Annotated in this window: 21 protein-coding genes; 10 read left to right on the top strand and 11 right to left on the bottom strand. The window is 72.6% G+C overall.

The window, feature by feature from the left end:
- Positions 1–86: 86 nt before the first annotated feature.
- Positions 87–737, bottom strand: coding sequence for an MBL fold metallo-hydrolase (locus ACRX5S_RS10925; protein ID WP_436772639.1), 651 nt, complete (start codon positions 735–737; stop codon positions 87–89).
- Positions 738–828: 91 nt separating this feature from the next.
- On the bottom strand, positions 829–1,713 hold the full coding sequence (locus ACRX5S_RS10920) for an IclR family transcriptional regulator (protein ID WP_436772638.1): 885 nt from the start codon (positions 1,711–1,713) through the stop codon (positions 829–831).
- A 123-nt stretch (positions 1,714–1,836) separates the two neighbouring features.
- On the opposite strand from ACRX5S_RS10920, the gene ACRX5S_RS10915 reads away from it, so the two are divergent.
- Complete coding sequence (locus tag ACRX5S_RS10915; protein WP_436772637.1) at positions 1,837–3,069, top strand: cytochrome P450; 1,233 nt, start codon at positions 1,837–1,839, stop codon at positions 3,067–3,069.
- 238 nt (positions 3,070–3,307) lie between these two features.
- Here the strand turns inward: ACRX5S_RS10915 and ACRX5S_RS10910 are convergent, their stop codons facing one another.
- The 6 genes from ACRX5S_RS10910 to ACRX5S_RS10885 all read right to left on the bottom strand — a co-directional run bounded on the left by ACRX5S_RS10910 (position 3,308) and on the right by ACRX5S_RS10885 (position 9,853).
- A complete protein-coding gene (locus ACRX5S_RS10910) occupies positions 3,308–3,520 on the bottom strand; it encodes a DUF4287 domain-containing protein (RefSeq protein WP_436772636.1) in 213 nt (70 codons plus the stop codon).
- Between the two features lie 185 nt (positions 3,521–3,705).
- The gene (locus ACRX5S_RS10905) at positions 3,706–4,674 is read right to left on the bottom strand and encodes a ketopantoate reductase family protein (RefSeq protein ID WP_436772635.1); all 969 of its coding nucleotides are present in this window, start codon (positions 4,672–4,674) and stop codon (positions 3,706–3,708) included.
- 180 nt (positions 4,675–4,854) lie between these two features.
- On the bottom strand, positions 4,855–5,316 hold the full coding sequence (locus tag ACRX5S_RS10900; RefSeq protein ID WP_436772634.1) for a hypothetical protein: 462 nt from the start codon (positions 5,314–5,316) through the stop codon (positions 4,855–4,857).
- A gap of 54 nt (positions 5,317–5,370) precedes the next feature.
- Positions 5,371–7,602, bottom strand: coding sequence for a molybdopterin oxidoreductase family protein (locus tag ACRX5S_RS10895; protein WP_436772633.1), 2,232 nt, complete (start codon positions 7,600–7,602; stop codon positions 5,371–5,373).
- A gap of 102 nt (positions 7,603–7,704) precedes the next feature.
- The gene (locus ACRX5S_RS10890; RefSeq protein ID WP_436772632.1) at positions 7,705–9,216 is read right to left on the bottom strand and encodes a hypothetical protein; all 1,512 of its coding nucleotides are present in this window, start codon (positions 9,214–9,216) and stop codon (positions 7,705–7,707) included.
- Between the two features lie 25 nt (positions 9,217–9,241).
- Entirely contained in the window at positions 9,242–9,853 is a 612-nt protein-coding gene (locus ACRX5S_RS10885) for a TetR/AcrR family transcriptional regulator (RefSeq protein ID WP_436772631.1), read from the bottom strand.
- Positions 9,854–9,996: 143 nt separating this feature from the next.
- On the opposite strand from ACRX5S_RS10885, the gene ACRX5S_RS10880 reads away from it, so the two are divergent.
- From ACRX5S_RS10880 to ACRX5S_RS10865, 4 genes are all read left to right on the top strand, one after another.
- A complete protein-coding gene (locus tag ACRX5S_RS10880; protein ID WP_436772630.1) occupies positions 9,997–10,404 on the top strand; it encodes a RidA family protein in 408 nt (135 codons plus the stop codon).
- Between the two features lie 89 nt (positions 10,405–10,493).
- The gene (locus ACRX5S_RS10875) at positions 10,494–11,990 is read left to right on the top strand and encodes a class I adenylate-forming enzyme family protein (RefSeq protein ID WP_436772629.1); all 1,497 of its coding nucleotides are present in this window, start codon (positions 10,494–10,496) and stop codon (positions 11,988–11,990) included.
- Between the two features lie 43 nt (positions 11,991–12,033).
- On the top strand, positions 12,034–12,450 hold the full coding sequence (locus ACRX5S_RS10870; RefSeq protein WP_436772628.1) for a YunG family protein: 417 nt from the start codon (positions 12,034–12,036) through the stop codon (positions 12,448–12,450).
- 168 nt (positions 12,451–12,618) lie between these two features.
- Positions 12,619–14,361 carry a pyruvate dehydrogenase gene (locus ACRX5S_RS10865; protein ID WP_436772627.1) on the top strand — a complete coding sequence of 581 codons (1,743 nt, stop codon included), beginning with the start codon at positions 12,619–12,621 and terminating at the stop codon, positions 14,359–14,361.
- A 368-nt stretch (positions 14,362–14,729) separates the two neighbouring features.
- Here ACRX5S_RS10865 and ACRX5S_RS10860 read toward each other — a convergent pair whose 3' ends face one another.
- Together ACRX5S_RS10860 and ACRX5S_RS10855 are read right to left on the bottom strand one after the other, a co-directional pair.
- Positions 14,730–16,871 carry an FAD-dependent oxidoreductase gene (locus ACRX5S_RS10860; protein WP_436772626.1) on the bottom strand — a complete coding sequence of 714 codons (2,142 nt, stop codon included), beginning with the start codon at positions 16,869–16,871 and terminating at the stop codon, positions 14,730–14,732.
- Between the two features lie 220 nt (positions 16,872–17,091).
- Positions 17,092–17,724: a TetR family transcriptional regulator gene (locus ACRX5S_RS10855; protein ID WP_436772625.1), complete on the bottom strand. Its 633-nt coding sequence runs from the start codon at positions 17,722–17,724 to the stop codon at positions 17,092–17,094.
- Between the two features lie 148 nt (positions 17,725–17,872).
- On the opposite strand from ACRX5S_RS10855, the gene ACRX5S_RS10850 reads away from it, so the two are divergent.
- The 4 genes from ACRX5S_RS10850 (at position 17,873) to ACRX5S_RS10835 (ending at position 21,877) form a co-directional block, all read left to right on the top strand.
- Positions 17,873–18,670, top strand: coding sequence for an SDR family NAD(P)-dependent oxidoreductase (locus tag ACRX5S_RS10850; RefSeq protein WP_436772624.1), 798 nt, complete (start codon positions 17,873–17,875; stop codon positions 18,668–18,670).
- 190 nt (positions 18,671–18,860) lie between these two features.
- Positions 18,861–19,637, top strand: a complete 777-nt coding sequence (locus ACRX5S_RS10845) for a DUF4097 family beta strand repeat-containing protein (RefSeq protein ID WP_436772623.1) — start codon at positions 18,861–18,863, stop codon at positions 19,635–19,637.
- A gap of 296 nt (positions 19,638–19,933) precedes the next feature.
- On the top strand, positions 19,934–20,911 hold the full coding sequence (locus ACRX5S_RS10840; RefSeq protein ID WP_436772622.1) for a cation diffusion facilitator family transporter: 978 nt from the start codon (positions 19,934–19,936) through the stop codon (positions 20,909–20,911).
- 315 nt (positions 20,912–21,226) lie between these two features.
- Positions 21,227–21,877: a DUF2797 domain-containing protein gene (locus tag ACRX5S_RS10835; protein WP_436772621.1), complete on the top strand. Its 651-nt coding sequence runs from the start codon at positions 21,227–21,229 to the stop codon at positions 21,875–21,877.
- A gap of 14 nt (positions 21,878–21,891) precedes the next feature.
- Here ACRX5S_RS10835 and ACRX5S_RS10830 read toward each other — a convergent pair whose 3' ends face one another.
- Positions 21,892–22,275 (bottom strand): hypothetical protein, encoded by a 384-nt coding sequence (locus ACRX5S_RS10830; RefSeq protein ID WP_436772620.1) that lies wholly within the window; start codon positions 22,273–22,275, stop codon positions 21,892–21,894.
- 200 nt (positions 22,276–22,475) lie between these two features.
- On the opposite strand from ACRX5S_RS10830, the gene ACRX5S_RS10825 reads away from it, so the two are divergent.
- On the top strand, positions 22,476–23,333 hold an 858-nt coding region (locus tag ACRX5S_RS10825; protein ID WP_436772619.1), incomplete at its 3' end, for an APC family permease.

Raw genomic sequence — 23,333 nt, 5'->3', positions numbered from 1 at the left:
CCCCAACCGGTTTTGATCACGTGCCCCCGGCCCGCGCACTCCGGACCCGGTGGAGCGGTCGGCCCAGGGGTGTCAGCGCGGCGCCATCAGCGCAGGCTCAGCGCCTCGCCCGGAGGCGCCGTGATCAGCTCCCGGCCCGGGGCCTCGGTCAGGCCGGTGAGCAGGCGCGTGTGGACCTCGCGCCCCGCGTCGCTCAGGACGGCGTCGTGGATGAGGATCGCGCGGCGCGGGGCGACCTCGCGTACGTAGTCGGCGGCTTCGGAGAGCTTCATCCAGGGCGCGGCGGCGGGCGTCAGCAGGGTCGGCACGGGGACCTCGGGGACGGTCAGCGCGTCGCCGGGGTGGAACACCTCGCCGTCCACCAGGAATCCGACGTTGTCGACCAGCGGGATGTCGCGGTGGATGGTGGCGTGCTTCTCGCCGTACACGTGCACCGGCACTCCCCCGGCCCCGCCGATCTCGAACACGTCGCCGTGCAGCACGGGCAGCACGCGCCCGCCCAGGTCCGCGAACTGCGCGCTCAGCGCCGGGTTCGTCCACACCTGGAGGTCGGGGTTCGCGGCCAGCGCCGCCCGCAACCGGTCGGGCACCACGTGGTCGAAGTGCTCGTGCGTCACCAGGACCGCGTCCGCCCCGTCGAGGACGTCGGCGGGGTTGAAGGCGCCGGGGTCGATGACGATGGTGATGCCCTTGGCGCTGAGGCGCACGCACGAGTGGCCGATCTTGGTGAGCTGCATGGTCGTACCGTACGCCCGCCCCCGCCTGATCCGGCCGCGGCACGCTCGGGCCCGCCGGCGGCGTAGCGCCGGGCCGGTGGGGGCGGACACGTCAGGCTCCTCCGATGCGCTCGGCTGCGGCCTGCAACTCGCGGATGTACCAGGTCCGTTCGTCGCGGTTCACGGCCGCGCGCAGGGGGCCGATCTGGAGTTCGTGGCGCGGGCGGCCCGCGCTGTCGAACACAGGCGCGGACAGGTAACTGAGGGGCAGCGGCTGATCGTCGTCCAAGTCGGCCTTGGTGTACGGCTGCCCGCCGATGACGGCGAGTTGGTCCAGCACGCGCGAGCGCAGGTCGGCCCGCCCCGGATGCGCGTCCAGCAGGGCGACGACGTCGCGCAGCACGGCCAGCAGTTGCCCGTGCTCGGCCGTTGGCCTCCACAGCGTGACCCGCGTGGCCCCGGCGAGCACCAGCAGTTCCGCCAACTCCTCGCGGCCGCCCCGAGGTGCGCGGGCGAGCCAGCTCTCTCGGTCGGCAGGCGGCCGCCACGGCATCACGGCAGCGCCCCCGGGCGGCCGCAGGGGCAGCCGCGTCCCGACCGCGATGCCGGACGGCAACGCATCGGGCCCGCCCGCGACGGCGACGAAGGTGATCTGCGCCGAACCGATCTCCGACAACGCCACGCCGCACCCGACGCGCTCGGCGAGGTCGTGGAGTTCGCGTACGAGCGTGTCCGCGGCCCCCGCGCGTGCGTGCACCGCTTCCGCTACGCCGAGGAGGCCGGGGCCGAGGGTGTACGCGCGGTCTCCCGGGTCGCGGCGCACCCACCCCGTGGCCTCCAGCGCGGACAGCACGGCGGTCGCGGTCGAGCGGTTGAGATCGAGGCGCGCGGTGATGTCCGCGACCGTCAGCGGCAGCGGATCGGCGGCCAGCAGCTCCACGACGGCCACGACGCGGTCGGTGGGAGGCGAGGGCGAGCCTGAGGGGGTCTCGGTCAAGGGCCGTCCGTTCCGCGAGCCTTGAATCGGCCGCACGCGCGTCTTAGAGTCCGGAACGGAAACGAATATACATCAGTTGAATGACGATTATTCGTCACCTGCGAGAACGTCGAGGAGCTGTCGATGGGTTCCCCTTCCGATCAGTCCGATCAGTCCGCGCTCATGGACGTCCCCGACGTCGAAGGGATCGACTTCGCCTTCGACGACATCGAGGACGTGCACGCGGTCCTCGCCCAACTGCGCGCCAAGAAGCCGTACGCGGTCGTGCCCTACGCCGGGTTCCGCGCGCTGCTGTTCCTCACGCACGGCTGGGTCACCGCCGCGTTCAAGGACGAAACGTCGTTCCCGTCCGCCGCCATCTACGCCGCGACCACGGAAGCCGTGCTCGGCCACACGATCCAGTGCATGAGCGGCGAGGAGCACCGAATCAACCGCGCCCTGGTGGCACCGGCGTTCCGGCGCAGGCTGATGGACGGGCACGTCGCCGGGATCCTCGAACCGCTCGCGCACGAGATCGTCGACCGCTTCGCGGACCGCGGATCCGCCGACCTCGTCGCGGAGTTCACCCACCAGTACCCCATCCAGGTGATCACGCGCCTGCTCGGGCTGCCGGTCGACGACGAGGAGCAATTCCGGCGATGGGCCTACGAGTTGTTCCACTACCCGTTCGCGCCGGAGGCGGCCGAGAGCGCGTCGGCGGAGTTCACCGCGTACGTCACGCCGATCGTGGCCGAACGCCGCGCGGCGCCGGGCGGCGACCTGCTGTCCACTCTCGCCACGATCACGGACGGCGAGGGCCGCACGCTGTCGGACGAGGAGATCCTGTCGTTCCTGCGCCTGCTGTTCCCGGCCGGCGCCGACACGACCTACCTCGGGCTCGGGAACGCGCTGCTGGCCCTGCTCACCCACCCCGACCAGCTCGAAATCCTGCTCTCCGACCCGGAAGAGCACCTCCCCTGGGCCGTCGAGGAGGCGCTGCGCTGGGAGCCCCCGGTCGGCCTCCTGCCGCGCATGTGCCCGGTCCGCGTCCGCGACTGGCACGGCATCGACATACCCGAGGAGACCCCGCTCATCTTCGGCATCACCGCCGCCAACCGGGACCCGCAGATGTACCCCGACCCGGACCGCTTCGACATCACCCGGCGCGCGATGGCCACCCTGGCCTTCGGCGACGGCCCGCACGTCTGCCTCGGCACATTCCTGGCGATCGCGGAAATGCGCGTCGCGCTCAAGGTGCTGCTGGAGCGCCTGCCGAACCTGCGGCTCGTCGGCGGTGCGGAGGTACGCGTGAAGGGGATGCTCACCACGGCCCTGCGCGGGCCCGACCGGCTGCCGGTGACCTTCGGAACCGGCTGAGGTCGGAACAGGCTGAGTGGGGCGCGGAGTTCGCCATCTGTCACCGGCGGCGACCCCTGCCGCGTCGGGCCCGGACATGGTGAAGGCCCGCCTCGTGTGCGAGTTTTCCGAGGCGGGCCCGACACCGTCACCAAGGGCGCAGATTCCTTGGAGATGATGTCCGTGACCCTAGGCGGCCGGACTGACAACGCCGAAAATGCTCGCCCGACAACGCACTTCGGCAACGGCGGGATGCGGGCTATTTGCCGCTGTCCTCGGCGAGCGTGTGCGCCACGAGCGCGTTGGCGTGGCCGTGGCCGAGGCCGTGTTCGCTCTTGAGCCAGCCGACCAGCTCCATGTGCTTGGGCAGCGGCGAGGCGCGGATGAGTTCCTGCCACTCCGCGATGGGACGGCCGTACTTCTTCTCGATCGAGGGGAAGTACGACGCGGGGCCCTTCACCGTCTCGGCCATGTCCGGGGTCCTCTCGAATGCTGTGTCGTCCGGCGCTGTGCCGCCCGGAGCTGTGCGGTCCGTGCGGCTTCGTCCGGCGCACCCGCGCTGTGCGGTGCGCCTGCCTGTACGACCGATGCGACCGCCGGAACTCATCCCTCGCACGGACGTGATCCACACCACATCCGCTGCGCTCCGCGTCCGCGCTACTCCAGGCCCGCCGCGCGCAGAATGTCGGGCTCGGTCAGCGTCCCGGGCTGGAGCAGGTGCCTGGCATGGTGGTTGGCGAGGCGCTGGACGGCCGCGTTCACGGGCGTCGGCACGCCGTGCAGGCGGCCCAGCCGGGCGATCTCGCCGTTGAGGTAGTCGGCCTCGATCCCGCCCGTGCCGCGCAGCAGGCTCTGGTACGACGAGCCACCCGCCCGGTCCGCCCCGCGCACCGGCAGGTCGACGACGAAGCCGCGGCGCGGCGAGTCGGCCGGTTCGAGGAGGGGTTCGATCCCCGCGGCGGCGTAGCAGGCGTCCGTCTCGCTGCGCAGGGCGGCGGCGACCGGGCCCCGGCGGACGGCCGGGCCGCAGAGCGCTTCGGCGGCGTTGGCCAGGTTGTAGAGGAGCTTGCCGTACTTCCAGCGCATGATGTCGTCGCGCGCCTCGGAGGGGAACGTGGCCGTCGACAGCGCGGCGGCGATCTTGCGCGCGGTGTCGTCCGTGCCGCTCGGGTAGCGCCCGAGGTCGAGGGTTCCCGCGACGGGCGTGGAGTGCAGTTGCACGACGCCGGGTTCGGCGTACAGCGCCGGGCACATGACGTTCATGCCGTAGACGTTGTCGAACGACCGAAGGGCCATGTCCTCGTTGGCGACCCCGTTCTGCGCGCAGACCACCGGAGTGGACGCCGGGGCGGCCTCGGCGAGGTCGCGGAGGGCGGCGAGGGTGTCCTGCGTCTTCACGCCGAGGATCACGACGTCCTCCGGCGAGAACTCGATCTCCTCCGGGTGCTCGACCACCGGAACGGCCACCACCTGCTCGCCCGCCGGGTCGAGGATGCGGAGCCCGCCGGCCCGGATCGCCGCGGCGTGCGCGGGACGGGCGACGAGGACCACGTCGTGTCCCGCCGCCGCGAGCCTGCCCCCGACCGCTCCGCCGATCGCCCCTGCACCCAGCATGATGAACCGCATCCACTGCCTCCCGCCGACCGAAGATCGCTTGTCCGCCCGCGGCCCACGATAGAAGCAGCCGCCGTGCGCGAAGTCGAGGCCCGCGGGGGCGCCGCGCCTCAGCAGGGTCCGCGCATCGGCGGGGTCCGCGCCTCAGCGGGCGCGTGCTCAGCAGGGCCGCGCCCCAGCAGGTCCGGGGCCTCAGCGGGGTCCGGGGCCGGCGGCGACGGTGGCGATGAGCTGGACCGGGAGCTCCTTGTCGTACTGGCCGACGCCGATGCCCAGCCAGCGGTCCCGGTCCGCGAACGTCCACACGTACAGCCGGACGACGAAGTTCGTGAGGTGGTCGAGCGGTTCGGGCAGCAGCTCGCCGTTCATCGCGCGCTCGAAGTACGGGGCGAGGCCGACGGTTCGGCGGCCGCCGTCCCGGACGAACGATGCGTACCGTACGTCGAGCGTGTCGGCGAGGGCCGCGGCCCGTGCCTCGTACTCCTCCCAGACGTCCTCACTCAGGTGGCGCTCGGAGTCCTCCCAGAAGTCGCGGCTGACTTCGAGGTCCCGCAGATGCCAGCCCGGGCCGCCCTCGCCGTCCCGGCCCCGGTGGTCGTCGGTGGCGAACGGGCGCGTGCGGAGGTCGTCGACGACGGCGAGGTGGCGGTCCATGGCGCGCAGGCTACCGGCGTCCCCGGGGGGACGGAGCGTACGCGCGCCTGCGGCTCAGCCGATCGACGGCGCCTGCGGCGGGGACACCGGCACCGGTGAGACGTGCACCGGGAAGCCGTTGAGCACCGCCGTGCCCGACAGCGGGTCGATGCGCGAGCCGTCGAGCAACTGGTTGACGTTGACGCCGGGGTGCTCGGCGGCCACCGCGAGTCGGGTTCCGGGGCGGTCGTGGCCCCAGCCGTGCGGCAGGCTCACGACGCCGGGCCGCATCCCGTCGGTGATCTCCACCTCGGCCTCCAGCTCGCCGCCCTCGCCCTTGATCCGGGCGGGAGCGCCGCCGACGAGTCCGAGGCGCGCCGCGTCGTCCGGGTGGACCTGCAAGGTGCAGCGGTTGGAACCGCCGGTCAGGGCCGGGATGTTGTGCATCCAACTGTTGTTCGAGCGCAGGTGGCGGCGGCCGACCAGGCGGAGCGTGTCGGCGGCCAAAACGACGTCGAGGGACGCCCGCAGCCGCGGCAGATCCGCCTCGATCGGCGCCGGGAACAGCTCGACGCGCCCGCTGCGCGTCTTCAGCACGCCGGGCAGGCGCGGTTCGAGCGGGCCGAGGTCGACGCCGTGCGGTGCGGCGCGCAACGCGTCGAGGGTGAGGCCGTACGAGCCGAGCCGCAGCATCATGTCGAGCCGGCGTTCCGGGCCGTTGTCCCCGGTGAGCTCGGCGGCGACCGCCTTCGGGTCCTGGCCGTGCACCGGCGACCGCTCGTCGGCTACCGCCTTTGCGAGGGTTGTGTCGATGGCGAGGTCGTCGACGGCGGAGGGTGGCGCGCCGTGCATGCCGGAGACGGCCAGGATCAGCCGGGCGTGGATCTCGCACTCGTCCATGCGGCCCGGGCCGAGCGGGAGCGCGGGCGGCGTGTACCGGGCCTGGGCGCGTACCGCGAACTGGTTGAAGGCGTAGTCGAAGTGCGGGCTCTGCGACGGCGGGGGCGGCGGCAGCACGACGTCGGCGTGCCGGGTGGTCTCGTTGAGGTACGGGTCGACGGCCACCATGAAGTCGAGCGATTCCAGGGCCGCGTCGAGGCGTTGCCCGTCGGGGGCGGACAGGACGGGATTGGCGGCGATGGCGACGACCACGCGGACCCGGCCCTCGCCGGGCGTCTCGATCTCCTCGGCGAGGGCGGTGAGCGGCATTTCGCCCTTGACCTCGGGGTGGCCGGACACCCGACTGGCCCATCGGCCGAGCGCGAACCCCTTGCCGGGACCGGGCTTTCGGGGCGCCGGGGCGGTCGGGCCGTGCGGGAACAGCGCGCCGCCGGGGCGGTCGAGGTTGCCGGTGAGGACGTTGAGCACGTCGACGAGCCAGTTCCCGAGCGTGCCGTATTCGACCGTGGACGCCCCGACCCGCCCGTAGACGGCGGCGGTGGGCGCGGCGGCCAATTGGCGGGCGGTCTCGCGGATCGCCTCGGCGTCCAGGTCGCACGCGGCGGCCACCGCCTCGGGACTGAACTCCTTGAGCGCCTCACGGAGTTCGTCCACACCCTCGACCTGCCCGGCAAGGTCGCCGAAGCGGACGAGGTCCTCGGCGAAGAGCGTGTGGGCGAGCGCGGCGAGGAACAGGGCGTCGGCACCGGGGCGGATGGCGAGGTGCCGGTCGGCGAGCCGCGCGGTGCGGGTGCGGCGCGGGTCGACCACCGTGAACGTACCGCCTCGTGCGCGCAGCGCCTTGAGCCTGCCCGGGAAGTCCGGCGCGGTGCACAGACTGCCGTTGGAGTCGAGCGGATTGGCGCCGATCATCAGCAGGTGGTCGGTGCGGTCGAGGTCGGGCACCGGGATGGCGAAGGGGTCGCCGAAGAGCAGGCCGCTGGAGACGTGCTTGGGCATCTGGTCGACCGTGGAGGCGGTGTAGAAGTTGCGCGTGCCCAGGGCCCGCAGCAGCAGCGGCGGGTAGAGCGCGCCCGCGACGGTGTGCACGTTGGGATTGCCGAGGATCAGCGCGACGGCGTTCTTCCCGTGGTCCTCGATCAGCGGGCGTACGCGGGCCGCGATGGTGTCGAACGCCTCGTCCCACGTCGCCTCGCGCAGCACCCCCTCCTCGCGCACGAGTGGCCCGGCCAGCCGGTCGGGGTCGTTGTCGACCTCTGGAAACGCCGCCCCCTTCGGGCAGATGAACCCGCGGCTGAACACGTCGTCGCGGTCCCCGCGCGCGCCCGTGACCCGGCCCGCCTCGATCGTGAGCGTCAGCCCGCAGGTCGCTTCACACAACGGGCAGATACGCAGGGCCTTCGACATGGCGATCTCCCAGTGCGGGCGACGGCGAAGCTCACGGGCAATCGCGAGCATACCGACCGGTAGTCGGGGCCCGACAGGCTTCGCCCGGCGCACTGTGGGCGATCACAAGTCCGGGTACGCCCATCGCGGCAACGCCGGATTCGCCGCCGCCGCGGCGGCGACCGAGGGGTCGGGATCCGCAAGCAATCGGGCGACGACTTCTCCGGGCAACCGTGGGTGTTCAGCGGCGAGTTGGCGACTGTAGGCATCTCCCTCCAGACAACGAACCACCGCCTCCGAGGTCGCATCCGGACGCCTGAGCACCGCCCGCGCCACCGCCCGCACCACCGGGCCCCGGTCCGTCAGCTGCTCCAGAAGTTCAGGTGACGCGTCGGGATTGCCCGCCACCCCCGCCAACACGCGAGAACCATGCGCGGCGGCCATGGCGTCCAAGCGCTCGGCCCCGAGCCCCGGATGCCCCGCGATCGCCGACAACACCCGCGCGTCGGAGTCCTCGGCGAGCGCGTCGCGTACGGCCGGCGGCAGCCCACGGTGTCGGGCGACCAGGCGACGCACGCGGGCGTTCGGCGACGCCGCCAACTGCGTGAGTTCGGCGGTCGAAGCGTTTTCGACGCGGGGCAACAAGGCAGGGCCGATCCGCGTGGCGCCGGCCAGGACGACGAGGATGTCGAGCGGCACGCCCGGGTTGTGGGCCAGTGAGCGGGCCACGTCGTGGCCGCGGTCGGCGGCAAGGGTACACATCACCTCGACGCCGATCGCCGGATTGGCTGCCACGGTGGCACGGACGCCGGGGATCGGGTCCACGGCCAGCCTGGCGTACACGGCCGCGGGAAGGTCGCCGCGCGCGGCAACTGCCCAACGCACGAGCGTGGAGGCGTTCCCGGCGAACGGCACGACGGCCTCCGCGGGTGTTGCGGCGTTCGCCAGCGCCGCGAGCAGGATGTCGTACGCGGTCGACTGGTGCGTACCGTCGCAGGCGTCGCCGGGCAAGAGCGTGCAGTCCGGCCGCGGGCAGTCCGGATCGTGCGTGAACGGGATGGCCTCCTGGTCGCACACATGGCATGCGCTCGCGGGCGGCAGGCCCTCGCCGGTGACGAGGGCGGCCAGGGCGCTCGGCGGGGTCGATTCGTTCGCCGCGACGGCGCGGCGCACGCCCATATGTGGGTGCCGCGCGAGATGCGCCACCGTGGACGGCGTTGCCCACAAGGCCAGTTCGGCGACGACCCGCCATTCGGGGTCGGACGCCAGGGCCTCGGTCACATCCGGCGGGAGGTCGGGGCACCCGGCGAGGCTCTCCCGGATCTCGGCACGCGGATCTCCTGCGAGGCGGCGGGCCCACGCGGCCGGAGCGGCCCCTTCGTGGAGGAGCGCGAGCGCGGCGAGGGGTTGGCGTACGGGATCGACGTCGGCGGAGGTGAGGCGGCCGGAACGGGCGAGGCGTACCGCTGCCGCCTCGGCGCGGGCGGCCAGCGCGAGGGCCTGGGGACGGGTGAGGTCGGGGCGGTCGGCGAGTCCGGCGGCGGTGTCGGGGTCCGCGGTCGCGATCAGGCGGTCGAGCAGAGGCTGTGGCAAGGCGGGGTTGGCGGCGAAGGCGCTCAGGACGAAGGGGTCCATGAGGGGCATCGTGCCTTACGTGGCGTCAGGGCGTCGGTTGCCAGCCTCGCCGGACGGAGCGGTGGCAGCGGGCGGGGTCGTCGCCTGCGGCGGTGTAGAGGGCGGTGAGCATGGGCACGGCGTAGGTCAGCGCGTCGTGCGGGAGGGGGCCGGTGACGGTCAGGGACGCGAGGCCGTGGCCGATCGCCCAGCTCTGGGTGGCCAGTTCGAGCGGATCGGTGGTGTCGCCGAAGCGGCCGGACTCTTTCGCGCGGGCGATGTTGCGTACGAGACTGTGCAGCGTGTCGTCGGCCGCCTGGGGGTCTTCCAGTTCGTAGTCCGCGTCGAACATGACGCGGTAGAGGTCCGGCGCGTCCAACGCATTGGCAACGTACGCGGCCCCCTGCGCCGCCAGATCCCGCACCGGATCCGTGCTCGGTGCGACGGCGGCGAGCCGGGTCGCCAGGCGGGTGAAGCCCTCCTGGCGCAGCGCGCTCCAGAGTCCGTCCATGCTCCCGAAGTAGGTGTAGACCGCCATCGTCGACACACCGGTGTCGGCGACGAGGGAACGGAGGGTCACCGGCTCGCGAGCGCGCAGCATGTGCGCCGCTCTCGCGAGAAGCAGGGTGCGTACCGCCGGGTCCTTGGTTCTGGCCATGGCGTCACAATACATAGCGTTGTTATGTTATGAATCGCGGGACGCCCGGATGCGGAGCCGGCGCCGCGGATACACCGCCGACACAACCGCTCCGGCCGAAGGCCGCGGCGCCAGCCGAGTCACTCGAGAGCAGGAGTTCCGACATGGCCGTGCACCTGATGAACCCCGACGGTCTGCCCAAGCCCGAGGTCTACCGGCAGCTGTCCGTCGCTACCGGGTCCCGCCTCGTGTTCCTCGCCGGGCAGGTGGCCCGCGACGCCGGCGGCGGCAAGGTCGGCGAAGGGGACCTCGCCGCGCAGGTGGAGCAGGTCTACCTCAACATCGCCACGGCCATGGCGGCCGTCGGCGGGTCGTTCGACGACGTCGCGAAGCTGACCGCGTACGTCGTCGACTGGACGCCCGACAAGATGCCGCTGCTCGGCGAGGGCGTCGGACGCGCGGCCGCGAAGCTCGGCGTCGACCCGACCAAACCCGTCACGCTCATCGGCGTCGCCGCCCTCGCGGAGCCGGACCTGCTGGTGGAGATCGAGGCCACGGCGGTCCTGGACTGAGCCGGGGTCCTCGTCCGGCCGGGGGCGTTTTCCGACGCCGCCGAGGGGCGGGGCTGTCGGTCGTGCCGACCGGCAGGTAGCTTCGCGGGGTGTTGCTTCATGAGATCTTGCGGTCGGCCGCGGAGACGGCGCCGAACGATGTGGCGCTCATTTGCCCCGAGGACGACGTACGGCTGACGTTTCGTCAGCTTGCGGAGCAGTGCGAAGCGTTGGCCGCGGCCGTCGCGGCGCGGGTGTCCCCGGGCGGGCGGGTGGCGATTGTCGCGCACAATCGTGCCGAGTACGTGGTGGCCTGCTACGCCGTGCCTCGTGCCGGGCGCGTCCTCGTCCCGCTCAACCCGCGTCTGCACCGCAAGGAGCTGGCCGATCTGCTCAACCGCTCGGGCAGCGAACTGGTGCTCGCCGACCCCGCGCTCGCGAACGGGCTCGCGGGGTGCTGGGAGCGCCCGGTGGTCACTTTTGACGCATGGGACGCGCTGCTGGCGGAAGGCCGTGCGGCCGCGGCCGCCGACGGGGCCGCCCCGATGCCGACCGACGACGGCGCGCTGGCCTGGCTGCTGTTCACGTCCGGCTCGACCGGCGTCCCCAAGGGCGTCCGGCTGACACACCGCAGCCTCACCGCCGGGATGCGCACGACGCTCGCGCGCCGCCCGGTACACGCCGACACGGTGTTCCTCACGCCGTTCCCGCTGTGCCACGTCGCCGGGGCATACCAGGTCCCGATGCACCACATGCGCGCCCGCCCGGTCGTAGTGATGCGCAAGTACGACCCCGCGGCGCTGCCCGGGCTCGTGGAGCGGCACGGCGTCACCAGCATGTCGCTCGCCCCGACGATGATCGACGCGCTGCTGGCCGTGGACGGCGTCGAGCGGCTGCGCGGCCGCCTGCGCAGCATCGGGTACGGGGCCTCGCCCATCACCCCGGAGCTGCTGCGCCGTACCGCCGACGTCATCGGCTGCGACCTCGGGCAGGGCTTCGGGTCCACCGAGTTGTCCGGCAACGCGGTGTTCCTCACGCCGGAGGAGCACCGCCCCGAGCTGCTGGGCGCCGCGGGGCGGCCCGGGCCCGGCGTGGGGCTGCGCATCGTCGACGACGCGTGGGCGGACGTCCCGGCCGGGGAGGTCGGCGAGATCGCGGTCCGCGCGGAGCAGGTGTGCGACGGCTACTGGGAGGACCCGAAGGCGACCGACGAGGCGTTCCGGGACGGCTGGTTCCGGACCGGCGACCTCGGGCGCCTCGACGCCGACGGGTACCTCTACGTCGCCGACCGGAAGAAGGACATCGTCATCTCCGGCGGCGAGAACGTCAGCGCCCGCGAGGTCGAGGGCGTGCTGCGCACCCATTCCGGCGTCCGCGATGTCGCGGTCATCGGGGTGCCGGACGCCCGCTGGGGCGAGCGCGTGTGCGCGGTGGTCGTCGCGGGCGACGTGCCGCCGGCCGAGGACGAGCTGGTCGCGCTGTGCCGGGCGCACCTGGCCGGGTTCAAGATCCCGCGCGTGATCCACTTCGTGGACGAGCTGCCGACGACGGGGACCGGGAAGGTCAGCAAGCCCGCCCTGCGGCAGCGCTTCGGGGCGGCGGGCTGAGCGGCCCTTCGCGTGTCACACCCGCGTGACACCCTGCCTCGTCATGATCGCCGCCTTGTCGCTCCGCACCCTGGACCACGCCTTCCGCGCCGCCTGGGCCGCGGACACCTGTTCGCCCGACGACGCCGCGCGCGAGCCGTGGCACCCGGGCAATCCCGCCTGGGGGCACTGCGACATCACCGCGCTCGCGGTGCACGACCTGTTCGGCGGCGACCTGGTCCTCGCACGGGTCGAACTGGAAGGCGGCGCGGACGCGGGCTACCACTGGTGGAACCGCCTGCCGAGCGGTCTGGAACTGGATCTGACCTACGAGCAGTTCCGGCGCGGGCAGCGCCTTGTCGGCGCGGAGACGGTCGTACGCCCGACCGGTCCCCTGAAACGCCGGATGACCGAGTACCACCTGCTGCGCGAGCGCCTCGCCGCGGCCCTCGGCCGGGAGCTGCCGCCCGCCGGCAACTGAACCCCCGGGCTCCCGCCCCCCGGATCCCGGCCGCCGATTCCAGGTGTGCCGCCGTGTCGGACCGGACAAACGGTCATATGACGCGATGATCGGTTCGTAGCGGAGAATTCGCGGACCGCGGACGCCGGACCGCGGACACCGGACCGCAGACACCAGGGAGCCCCGCGCATGGCCAAGCAGACCGTTGCGGAACAGTACGTCGACCTCCTCGCCCGCGCGGGGGTCCGGCGCATGTTCGGGGTGGTGGGCGACAGCCTGAATCCGGTCGTGGACGCGATCCGCCGCAACAGCGCCCTCGAATGGGTGCAGGTGCGCCACGAAGAGGTGGCGGCGTTCGCCGCGAGCGCGGAGGCGCAGCTCACCGGCCGCCTCGCCGCCTGCGCGGGCTCCTGCGGGCCGGGCAACCTGCACCTCATCAACGGCCTGTTCGACGCGCACCGCTCGATGGCGCCGGTGCTCGCGCTCGCCTCGCACATCCCCAGCGGGCAGATCGGCACCGGCTACTTCCAGGAGACGCACCCCGACCGCCTGTTCGAGGAATGCAGCCACTACTCCGAGATGATCTCGACGCCAGAGCAGATGCCGCGCGTCGTGCAGACCGCGATCCAGCACGCGGTGGGGCGGCGCGGGGTGTCGGTCGTGACGCTGCCGGGCGACGTGGCGAGCCTGGCCGCGCCGGAGGGGTCGGTGGAGCTCGCGATGGCGTCGGAGCGTCCGACCATCCGGCCGGGCGACGGCGAGATCGACCGGCTGGCCGAGCTCGTCGACGAGGCGGACAAGGTCACGCTCTTCTGCGGCCGCGGCGTCGCGGGCGCGCACGCCGAGGTCATGGAGCTGGCGGACAAGCTGAAGTCGCCCGTCGGCCACGCGCTGCGCGGCAAGGAGCACATCCAGTACGACAACCCGTACGACGTCGGCATGTCGGGCCTGCTGGGGTACGGGGCGGCCTACGAGGCGATGCACGAGTGCGACCTGCTGATCCTGCTCGGCACCGACTTCCCCTACACCGAGTTCCTGCCGCGCGACGTGCGTACCGTGCAGGTCGACATGCAGCCGGAACGCCTCGGGCGGCGCACGTCGCTGGACCTCGCGGTGTGGGGTGACGTGCGGGAGACGCTGCGCTGCCTGCTGCCGCGTGTGCGGGCGAAGTCCTCGCGGGCGTTCCTGGACCGGATGCTCAAGAAACACGTGGACGCGCTGGAGGGTGTGGTCGGGGCGTACACCAGGAACGTCGAGAAGCACGTGCCGATCCACCCGGAGTACGTCGCGTCGGTCCTCGACGAAGAGGCGGCCGAGGACGCGGTCTTCACCGTGGACACCGGCATGTCGAACGTGTGGGCGGCCCGCTACCTCACGCCGAACGGGAAGCGCCGCGTGCTGGGTTCGTTCGTGCACGGGTCGATGGCGAACGCGATGCCGCAGGCGCTCGGCGCGCAACTGATCGACCGGAAGCGGCAGATCGTGTCGATGTCGGGCGACGGCGGGTTCTCGATGCTGATGGGCGACCTGCTGACGCTCGTGCAGTACGACCTTCCGGTCAAGATCGTGCTCTTCAACAACTCGTCGCTGGGCATGGTCGACCTGGAGATGATGGTCGACGGCCTGCCGCCGCACGGCACGCGCTACCCGCACACCGACTTCGCGGCGATCGCCACGGCGGCCGGGGCGCGCGGCATCCGGGTCGAGAAGCCGGGACAGGTACGCGGCGCCTTGCGCGAGGCGTTCGCGCACCCCGGCCCGGTCCTGGTCGACGTGGTCACGGACCCGGACGCGCTGTCCATCCCGCCGAAGATCACCTCGGCACAGATCAGCGGTTTCGCGCTGTCCGCGAGCCGGATGGTGCTCAACGGCGGGGTGGGCCGGATGGTCCAGATGGCCCGTTCGAACCTGCGCAACATCCCGCGGCCGTAAGGCGGCGGCACGCGCCGGTGGGACCGGCGGGCCTGCGACATCCCGCGGCCGCGAAACGGGCGGCACGCGGGGGTGGGACCGGCAGGCGCGCAGAATCTGCACGCGCGGGATGTGCGCGGAGGATCTGCGCGCGGGATATGGGCGGGGATCTGCGCGCGGATCTGCACGGGGATCTACACCGAGGATCTGCACGCGGATCCGCACGCGGATCCGCCCAGGGACCCGCGCGCAGATCCCGCGCGCGGGACCCGCGTGGAACACGCCCGACGGGTAGGCCGCCGCACGCGGCGGCCGCGCGTGCCGGGCCCGGGCCGCCCCAAGAACCCGAACCCGGCACGCGCAACCACCCGATGCCCCGACTACCCCGGTTACCCGTTGACCTCCAGCGCCGCCCGCACCGCGCTCTCCAGCGAGCCCTCGATCCAAGCGTGCTTGAGCGACGTGTGCTCGCCCGCGAAGTGCACGGGCCCCTCGGGCGTGGTGACGGCCGGGTGCAGGGTCGTCCACTGGCCCGGGGTGAACACCGCGGCCTCGCCGCAGGCGTAGCGGTTGCGCAGCCAGCTCTGCGTCGCGCCGTGCCCGGTGAAGAAGACCTCGACGCGCCGCCCGTAGACCTCCTGCATGCCGCGCAGGGCGTACGCGTACCGCTCGTCGTCGTCCAGCGAGTCCCAGCGCAGCGCGTCGTCGGCCCAGGTGTAGCTGGCCAGGACCACGCCCCCGGGGCTGTTGCCCGCGGTCGGGTGCGACGGGTGGTAGATGAACCTGTTCGCGTTGTCGCTCACCGACCCGCCTCCGACCGCCTGGACCGCGGGCGGCTGGTCCCCGGCGGCCTGCGGTGCGGCCGCGTACCGGCTCAGCAGGCCCGGGGTGATCTGCGCGCGGTCCACGGAGTAGTGCGCGCCGACCAGTTCCGCGTCCTTGCCGGCCCGGCCGGTGCGGTACAGCTCGTACAGCCCCGGGCGGATCGAGTCGAGCTCCTTGCGCCACTGGTCCTCGTCGAACTCCCACCAGCGGCGCGAGAACTCGAGCAGGACCTTGGTGGCCGCGTCGTAGTGCAGCTCGGTGATCGCGCGGCGCTTCGGGTAGGAGAAGGCCGGTTCGACCTGCACGTGGCGCAGGGCCGAGAACGGGATGGTGACGATGGCGACGTCGGCCTGGTAGACCTCGCCGCCCGGGAGCTCGGTGCCCGAGTCCTGGTCGTTGCCGCCGGCCTCGCGCACGGTGTGCACCCACACCGCGCTGCCGCCGGGCGCCAGGTGGGTGGTCCTGGCGGCGGGGTCCGCGGGGTTGCGGTATTCCAGCCGCGTGACGCGGCGGTTCATGACGATGTCGTCCTTGAGCTCCGGCAGCAGCGCGTACGGCAGTTCCGCGGTGCCGCCGGTGATCTCCCAGTAGGTCGCCGACGGGTTGATGTCGGTGTGGCCGAGGAAGCTGTGCAGGAACGACAGCGGCAGGCGCGAGGTCAGGTTCTCCAGGGTGCCGAGCGCCTCGATGGTCGCGGTGTCGAACTTCGCCACCTCGGACATGAAGCGGCGCAGCGAGAACTCGTCGTAGTCGTAGATGAGTTGCGCCCAGCCCTCGATGCGCTGCGGCAGGGGCAGCGGTTCGCGGGTGCCGTCCGGCCGGGTGGCGGTGATCTTCGCGTACGCCGGGGCGAGCGCGTTCGCCCAGCGCTCCCCCATCGTTCCGCCGCCCGCGGGCAGGCCGAAGCCGCCGTGCATGGGGTCGGGGGCCTTGGCGTACTCGTGCTTGCGCTGCTGCACGCCGTTGGCGCGGATCCAGGTGTTGTTGCGCTTGTCGGGGGCGCGGAAGTCGGTGGTCTCGGGCCCGTAGCGCCAGGTCTCGCCGCTGAACGCCTGGTACTCGACCGCGGGCGGCCGTCCGGCCGGGTTGCCGGTGTCGGGGACGACGTCGACGAGGTGGAACGGGCGGCGCTTGAGGCCGAGTTTGTCGATCAGCGCCAGCGTCATGGGGTGGAAGCTGGGCAGCCGCATGGCCCCGGCCTCGGCGGTGGCCTTGGGGTCGGCGAACGGCCGCGCGGAGTCCTGGCCGCCGGGGGCCGAGCGGAAGGTCTTGATCCGGCCCCCGATGCGGTTGCCGTTCGCCTCCAGGATGGTGACACGGTGTCCGGCGCGCTTGAGGAGCGTGCCGGCGACCAGCCCGGCGATGCCCGCGCCGATGATCATGACGTGCTTGGGGGCCGTGGTCTTGGGCAGCCCGTCCTCGATCAGGATCTTGAGGTACTTGAGCTTCAGGTCCTCGTCGCGCTCGCCGACGAGCAGGAGCTGCCGGGCCACCGCGACGCAGGTGTTCCAGCGCACCGGGTCGACGTCGCGCTGCGCCGGGACGCCGACCGCGGTCCCGGGGGCTGACAGCGCACCGGCCGCGGGCAGGACGGCGGTCGCGCCCGCGGCGGTGAGGAACGAACGGCGGGACGGGGCCGTTTGGCCGCTGTCGTCGCCAGGGCGTTCCTGCGTGGTGTCACTCTTGGAGTTGCTCGTGAAGGCCATGGGAACAGACTGGTTGCCCGAATGGCCGCATCCGTACGGGCGCCACCGTGTCGGGTGAAAGGTTCACCCGAAGGCTTGAACCTCCCGGTGCCGCACGGGACATGGCGAACAGGCGGGCGGCGCGGTCCGCGGCGGGGCGGCCGGCAGGGGTGGTCGCCGGCCAAGGCGCCAACTGGGGGCGGATAGGCCGGCGTCCGGCAGAAGCGGTCGGCAAGCGCGGTCAGCGCGCCAGGAGTCCGCCTGTGGCGACGGCGCGCAGGGCCCGCCCGACGGCCTCGTCGGCGGAACGTACGGACGTCTCGCCGCCCGCCCAGCGCTCCATCGCGATGCGCACCGCCGTGTTGACCGTACCGGCGGCGAGCTGCACGTCCAGGTCGTCCGGGGACGCGCCGACGCGCGCGGCGATGGCGGGGCGCAGGCGGTCCTCGGTGTCGCGGTAGACGTTCAGCCACACGGCGCGCAGCGCGGAGTGGCCGCCGACCAGGCGCAGCAGGGCCCGCAGTTGGTCCTCGGCGATACCGTCGGCGGTGCGGGCGTGGCGCACCGAGCCGCGGTACGAGGTGAGCAGCGCGTCGACGAGACCCAGCGACGCGTCGGCGTCGGCGAGCCGGTCCACCCAGTCCCGCGTGCCGGCCGCGAGCAGCGGCGCGATGGTCTCCTCCTTGGCCCGGAAGTAGCGGTAGAAGGTGCGCAGCGCCATGCCGGACGCCGCGGCGATGTCCTCGACGGTCGTCGTGTCGTAGCCGTCCTCGGTGAACAGCCGTGCGGCGACCCGCGACACCTCGGTGCGCGTGTCCTCCTTGCGCCGCTCGGTCAGCGACGGTCGGCCCGGACCCCGGCGCGTACTCGTCATGCGCACAGCCTAGCGTCCGGCTGCGGAATTATCGGCAGATCATGTACGTTTGGCATTACGTGCCAATAATTTCCCGGTGACTCGTCACCGCCCCGGACCGGCGCCGCTCCGGCAAGCACTCGGCCCCGGACCAGAAAGAAGGCTCCCCATGAACCGCTTCGACAACCGCCGCATCCTGGTGACCGGCGCGGGCTCCGGCATCGGCCAGGCCACCGCGCTGCGCCTGCTCGCCGAGGGCGGCACCGTGGTCGCCGCGGACGTCGCCGCCGACGGGCTCAAGTCCACCGAGGCCCGCGCCGCGGACGCCGGGCTCGACACCGCGCGCCTGCACACGCTCGTCCTCGACATCGCGGACGAGGCCGACGTCGTCGCGGGCGTGGCCAAGGCCGTCGACGACCTCGGCGGCCTCGACGTGCTGGTCAACGCGGCCGGGATCCTGCGCGCCGCGCACACCCACGAGACGTCGCTCGACCTGTGGAACCGCATCGTCGGCGTCAACCTGACCGGCACGTTCCTGGTGACGCGCGAGGCCCTGCCGGCGCTGCTGGCGACCGGCCGGGGCGTGGTGGTGAACTTCAGCTCGACATCCGCGGCGTTCGCGCACCCGTACATGGCGGCCTACGCGGCGAGCAAGGGCGGCGTGCAGTCGTTCACCCACGCGCTCGCGCTCGAATACGGCAAGCAGGGCCTGCGCGCGGTGAATGTCGCGCCCGGCAGCATCAAGTCCGGCATCACCGACGCGACCGGCGGCTACCTCCCCGAGGACACCGACTGGTCGCTGTTCGCGAAGCTGAGCCCGATCCTCGACACGGACGTCGAGTCGGCGAGCGGCGCGCCGATGGCCGGGCCGGAGACGGTCGCCGGGGTCATCGCGATGCTGGCGTCCGACGACGGGGCGTTCATCACCGGCACCGAGATCCGCATCGACGGCGGCACGCACGCCTGACGCCGGGTCGGCGGCCCTGTCCACGGCACGCACGCCTGACGCCGGGTCGGCGGCCCTGTCCACGGCGCGCGGGCCGGGTCGCGCGGCGCGCCACGCGGCGCCCCCGACCCGCACGTTCGCGGGGCCGCGCTCATAGGGTGATCAGTCCCGGCGTACGACACGGCGGGGCACGATCCTCGGGGAGCACACCATGGCCAGGCCGGCACGCATCGCGCTGTTCTCGATCTCGGGAGCGCTGTTCGCCGGCCTGGTGGGCTCCGCGGCGTTCACCGGGCTGGTCCTGCTGTCGAGCCACGACGTGTCGGCCGCAACGCAGTTCGACCTGCCGGGCGAGTCGCTGACCGTCGAAAGCGACGACGGCGCGGTCCACCTGGTGCCCGGCGAGCCCGGCCGCGTGCACGTGGACCGCAAGACGACCGAGAGCATCCGCGGGGCCGACCCGGAGTGGTCCCTGACCGACGGCATCCTGAGGCTCGGCACCAACTGCCCGTCCTTCTTCTCCGTCGACTGCGACGGCGACTACACGGTCACCGTGCCGCCGTCCGTGAAGACCGTGAAGGTACGCAGCGGCGACGGCTCCATCTCGGTCCGCTCGCTGACCGCCGACCTCGACCTGCGCAGCGAGGACGGCTCGATGACCGTACGGGACGTCCGCGCCGCGACACTCCGACTGGCCACCTCCGACGGCTCCGTCTCGGTCTCCGGCACGGCGGCCGACGCGGTCGTCGTCTCCTCCGGCGACGGCGGCGTGAGCCTCACCCTCACCGAACCCCCGGCCGGCGTGAAGGCGTCCACGGGCGACGGCAGCCTCCGCCTCACCCTCCCCCGCACCGGGGACGCGTACCGCACCACGGTCAAGGTCGGCGACGGCAGCCAGAGCATCCAGATCAAACAGGACCCCGACGCGACGCGCACCCTCGACCTGAGCACGGGTGACGGCTCGGTGCGCGTGAGGTACGCCGACTAGCGCGCCGCACCCGGCAATCCACTGTCGCCCGGCACGGGCTCCGTCTCCCCGGGACCCGGTCGGACCGGGCGCCGCACCCCGGGCGCCGACTCGGCACGAACGGGCCACCCACCGCCGCGGCGCGCGCGGCCTGCCGGAGTATGCGCTGCCCAACGGGTAGCTTTCGCATCTGACACCCGGTTCGCCCGGTTCACCCCGGTTCCGCGTGGCCGAAGAACGGCCGCACCGTTCGCCCGCGAGCCCAGGCGGCGCCTCCGTCGGCGTGGACCGCCCATCCCCTCCCGCAGGAGCACCGCATGAGCCACGAGGCACCGGAGCCCGGCGATCCCCAGGCCGCCGCGGCACCCGACGGCGGCGAGAGCCTGCGTACCGTCGTCGTCGCGGTCGCGGCCAACCTCGCCATCGCCGTCGCGAAGGCGGTGGCGGCCATGGTGACGGGATCGGCGTCGTTGTGGGCGGAGACCGCACACTCGTTCGCCGACACCGGCAACGAAATGCTGCTGTTCATCGGACTGCGGCGCAGCGACCGCCCCTCCGACCGCCGCCACCCCTTCGGCTACGGTCAGGAGCGCTGGTTCTGGGCGCTCCTCGCCGCCATGGGCATCTTCGTCGTCGGTGGCGTACTGGCGATCCAGGAAGGCATCCGCTCCCTCCTCGACCCCGAACCGCTGGAGTCGGTCTGGGTCGGCGTCGCGGTCCTCCTGGTCTCCGTGGTCCTGGAGGCCGTCTCCTGGCGGCAGGCCCACAAACAGCTCAAGGCCGAGGCGGCAGCCGGCAACCGTACGCTCGCCACCCAGCTCCGCCGCGGCTCCGACCCCACCGCCGCAACCGTGTTCCTGGAGGACTCCGCCGCCCTCGTCGGCCTGGTCTTGGCCCTCGCCGCACTCGGCCTGCACTCCTGGACCGGCTCCGCGATGTGGGACGCGGCGTCCAGCATCCTGATCGGCCTGCTCCTGGTCCTGGTCGCCTGGCAACTGGCCCACCGCAACAAGGCCCTCCTCATCGACGAGTCCGCCCCCGACGAGATCGTCGACCGCCTCCGCACCCGCATCCTCGCCCATCCCTGGATCGCCGAAGCCCCCGAAGTGACGGCAGTATTCGTAGGCCCCCGACAACTCCTGGTATCCGTACGCGTAGTCCCGACCCCAGCCGTCGCCGCGGCCCCCACAACCCAGCTGCTCACCCAAGTGACGCACCTGACAAGCGAATTGGAAGCCGACCCCGCCATCACCCGCGCCGATGTAGTAGTCGTAACCCCCACGCCCTCCGCCTGACGAGCGCCCTCAATGGACGCCGGCCGACGTCCACCGGAGTTGGGAGCCGCAATGACCCACGACCCTTCGAGCGTCTGGAGGCCGACAGGGCTGCGCTGGAACCCGTCCGATTCGAACGCGCCTTCTCTGATGTGGAAGCATCCGAACGCGATTGACGCGGAGATCTCAAGTTCCCTCCGCATTGGGGAGCCATTGGCCTTCGGTGTCGGTGCGGACCGGATGTGCGTCGGCGTGTGGCGCGGCGGACGGCGCATCCCGTGCCTGACGAAATCACCCGTCGCACCCCACATCCGGGGCGGCCAGTGCCTTGGCTGCGTGGCCGCGGACCGTTCCTCGTCCATCGCCGCCGACACCCGGATCGACGACCCGCGCCCGTTCGCCGTCTACCTCGCCTTCCACGGCGAGGGCACGGTCAAGGTCGGCATCACCGCGGTCGAGCGTGGCAGAGCCCGGCTCCTCGAACAGGGCGCGCTCGCGTCCGTGATCATCGGACACGGCTCGCTGCCGACCGCACGTCGGACGGAAAACGTGCTCGGCGCCGTGCTCGGACTGCCCGACCGCGTCACCTCCCGGACGAAGCGCGCCGCGCGCCGGCGACCGGGCGAACCCGCCCAACGCCTCCGCGCATTGGAGGACATGCGAACCACGGCGCACGGCCTGCCGAACTGGCCGGAAACGCTCACTCCGGTTCACCACCCGGCGACCGACCACGGTGCCGCGTACGGCCTGCCGGAAGACGGTGTCGGGGCGTCCCGCGAAGTCGCCGTGCTCGCGCCCGGGGACACCGTCGCCGGACAAATCCGCCACGTCATCGGTCCCGATCTCTACTTGAGCACCGCTGTGGGCCTCGTCCTGGTCGATACCCGCCTCCTCGCGGGCTGGGGGCTTCTGACCGTCGATAACTCCGGGGACTTCACGGCTGCTCTGCGTGAGCCGGAGGCGCGGGAACCTGACGTGCTCTTCTGATCTCCCGTTGGTGCTCAGGTCGGCGTGGGGGTCGGGACGGGAACGGCGTAGCGCCAGAAGCCGTCGGGGGATTGGCGGGTTGTTTCGGTGGTGGTTCGTTCGGAGCGGGGTGCGTTGTCGGGCATGCACTCCAGGACCAGGAGGCCGATGTCGCCTGCTACGCGGTGGTGGCGCAGGCGTACGGTCAGGTCGGGTGCGGTGGACGCTGCGAGGCGTGCGATGACCGTGGCGTCGGGGGTGTTGAAGGCCGCCTCCAATGTGTCGGGAGCGTCCGGGTCTTGGCCCGTGACCGCGCGGCGCACCAGGCGTAGTTCGACGGTGTTGGTGGGGCCGCGCAGCGTTGCGTGGGGTGATGCGGCCATGGGCTCGGATGCCGGGGGCGGGGTGGGTGGGGGCATCGCTGGCGCTCCTGGGGTGGCGGACGGGGTTGGTCGACGGTCTGGTGAGGCCACCCTGGCCCGGCGCGCTGACCGTTCTCTGACCGGGTCCTGACCGGGCTGTTCGCCCCGCTTCGGTGAACTGCCGCGTGTGGCGTTCAGGTGTCATTCATCCGTCGTAGACCCTTACCTGGTATGCACGTCGGGTGACCTCCCCCGACATGCCTCTCCCCGCTTCCGCGCCCTCGACGCGGTCCGCAGTGCTCGCGCGACGCCTCGGTACCGGCGACGCCGTGACGGTCGGCCTCGGATCGATGATCGGTGCGGGCGTATTCGCCGCGTTCGGGCCGGCCGCGCGGGCTGCCGGACCCGGGCTGCTGGTGGGCCTCGGGATCGCGGCGGTGGTGGCGTACTGCAATGCGACCTCGTCGGCGCGGCTCGCGGCGCGGCATCCGGAGTCGGGTGGCACGTACGTCTACGGGCGCGAACGCCTCGGCCCCTTCTGGGGGTACATCGCGGGTTGGGCGTTCGTGGTCGGCAAGACCGCGTCCTGCGCGGCGATGGCGATGACGGCCGGGGCGTACATCTGGCCGGAGTACACGCGGGCGACGGGTGTCGGCGCCGTCGCGCTGCTGACGCTGCTCAATCTGCACGGGGTGCAGAAGGCCGCGTGGCTGACGCGGGTCATCGTGGCCACCACGCTGACCGTGCTCGCGTTCGTCGTCGCGGCGTGCCTGACCACGGCCGACGCCGCACGCCTGGAGCCGTTCCCGGACGCGAGCGCCTACGGCATCCTGCAATCCGCCGGACTGCTGTTCTTCGCCTTCGCCGGTTACGCCCGGATCGCCACCCTCGGCGAGGAGGTACGCGACCCCGCCCGCACGATCCCCCGCGCGATCCCGATCGCCCTGGGCATCACCCTCGTCGTCTACACCGCCGTGGCCCTGGCCGCGCTCCTGGCCGTCGGCGCCCCGCAACTCGCCGCCGTGACGGCCCCGTTGGACGCCGCCGTGGCGGCGACCGATCTGGACGGCGGCACCACCGCGGTACGCGTCGGCGCCGCCGTCGCGGCCCTGGGC

Origin of the sequence: Yinghuangia sp. YIM S09857, from assembly GCF_051388915.1 — a bacterium.
Taxonomy (GTDB): domain Bacteria; phylum Actinomycetota; class Actinomycetes; order Streptomycetales; family Streptomycetaceae; genus Yinghuangia.
Note: the sequence above shows the minus strand (reverse complement) of the source record. Positions and strands in the feature narration are given on the sequence as shown.

Bases quoted from the DNA above. Each gene is read 5' to 3' on its own strand.
- ACRX5S_RS10925 (WP_436772639.1), bottom strand. From the start codon at position 737: ATGCAGCTCACCAAGATCGGCCACTCGTGCGTGCGCCTCAGCGCCAAG.
- ACRX5S_RS10915 (WP_436772637.1), top strand. From the start codon at position 1,837: ATGGGTTCCCCTTCCGATCAGTCCGATCAGTCCGCGCTCATGGACGTC.
- ACRX5S_RS10910 (WP_436772636.1), bottom strand. From the start codon at position 3,520: ATGGCCGAGACGGTGAAGGGCCCCGCGTCGTACTTCCCCTCGATCGAG.
- ACRX5S_RS10905 (WP_436772635.1), bottom strand. From the start codon at position 4,674: ATGCGGTTCATCATGCTGGGTGCAGGGGCGATCGGCGGAGCGGTCGGG.
- ACRX5S_RS10900 (WP_436772634.1), bottom strand. From the start codon at position 5,316: ATGGACCGCCACCTCGCCGTCGTCGACGACCTCCGCACGCGCCCGTTC.
- ACRX5S_RS10895 (WP_436772633.1), bottom strand. From the start codon at position 7,602: ATGTCGAAGGCCCTGCGTATCTGCCCGTTGTGTGAAGCGACCTGCGGG.
- ACRX5S_RS10890 (WP_436772632.1), bottom strand. From the start codon at position 9,216: ATGGACCCCTTCGTCCTGAGCGCCTTCGCCGCCAACCCCGCCTTGCCA.
- ACRX5S_RS10885 (WP_436772631.1), bottom strand. From the start codon at position 9,853: ATGGCCAGAACCAAGGACCCGGCGGTACGCACCCTGCTTCTCGCGAGA.
- ACRX5S_RS10880 (WP_436772630.1), top strand. From the start codon at position 9,997: ATGGCCGTGCACCTGATGAACCCCGACGGTCTGCCCAAGCCCGAGGTC.
- ACRX5S_RS10870 (WP_436772628.1), top strand. From the start codon at position 12,034: ATGATCGCCGCCTTGTCGCTCCGCACCCTGGACCACGCCTTCCGCGCC.
- ACRX5S_RS10865 (WP_436772627.1), top strand. From the start codon at position 12,619: ATGGCCAAGCAGACCGTTGCGGAACAGTACGTCGACCTCCTCGCCCGC.
- ACRX5S_RS10860 (WP_436772626.1), bottom strand. From the start codon at position 16,871: ATGGCCTTCACGAGCAACTCCAAGAGTGACACCACGCAGGAACGCCCT.
- ACRX5S_RS10855 (WP_436772625.1), bottom strand. From the start codon at position 17,724: ATGACGAGTACGCGCCGGGGTCCGGGCCGACCGTCGCTGACCGAGCGG.
- ACRX5S_RS10850 (WP_436772624.1), top strand. From the start codon at position 17,873: ATGAACCGCTTCGACAACCGCCGCATCCTGGTGACCGGCGCGGGCTCC.
- ACRX5S_RS10845 (WP_436772623.1), top strand. From the start codon at position 18,861: ATGGCCAGGCCGGCACGCATCGCGCTGTTCTCGATCTCGGGAGCGCTG.
- ACRX5S_RS10840 (WP_436772622.1), top strand. From the start codon at position 19,934: ATGAGCCACGAGGCACCGGAGCCCGGCGATCCCCAGGCCGCCGCGGCA.
- ACRX5S_RS10830 (WP_436772620.1), bottom strand. From the start codon at position 22,275: ATGCCCCCACCCACCCCGCCCCCGGCATCCGAGCCCATGGCCGCATCA.